A 698-nucleotide genomic window follows, 5' to 3' on the forward strand; every position below is an offset into this window, starting at 1 on the left:
ATTGCTTATCAAGCTTGCCTACCACATTGATGGCGTTGACGCCGTGCGACAAACGCAGTCCAGAAGTTTCTACGCTCGGTTCACCAGAAGCGGTTTTATCCGACGCTGACAACTGGCCTTGAATATTCAATGGATACTCACGCAAAATGCCATCGATATCTAAGGTCGGTAATTCCACCTGCCAGCCACCCGCTTCGGTTAGGCTACCCGAGGTTTTGAGACTACCGCTGATATCACCTTCGGCTTCCGGCCACTGCAACCCCGGCTGTATATGCTGCAGGCCAATATCCGCCTGCCAATTCACAAGGTCTTTCCAGTTGGCTTTGACAGCACCAGTAACGTGTCCGCCTAAGGTCGCGATATCAAGGCGCTCAAGATCAATATGTTCCGTGCTACCTGCCCCTTCAACATCAAGGTGAACATCCGGAATATCGGTACCCGCGGCTTCAGCGTCTAGGTTTAGTTTGAAGCCTTCCAGTGAACCGTTGGTTTTTAACTGTTTTATCGCAACCTGATAGTCACTCTTGCCTGTGAGTGGCCACTGCGCCTTTCCATCAACCAATTCAAGGTCAAACGGCAGTGTAGGTTCGAGAGGTTGAAGGTTTCCGGATAACTTGCCCTCTATCAACTCTGACAGCGTCGCATCCAGCGTCAGATCGTCAACGCTCCCCTTGGCTGAAAGCTGCAGTTTTTGACCC

1 pseudogene is annotated in these 698 nt (G+C 51.3%); it reads right to left on the reverse strand.

From position 1 onward, the window contains the following. Positions 1-698, reverse strand: a pseudogene (locus KIV40_RS29495) (translocation/assembly module TamB); the annotation flags it as partial.

The organism is Vibrio sp. D173a (genome assembly GCF_030248475.1).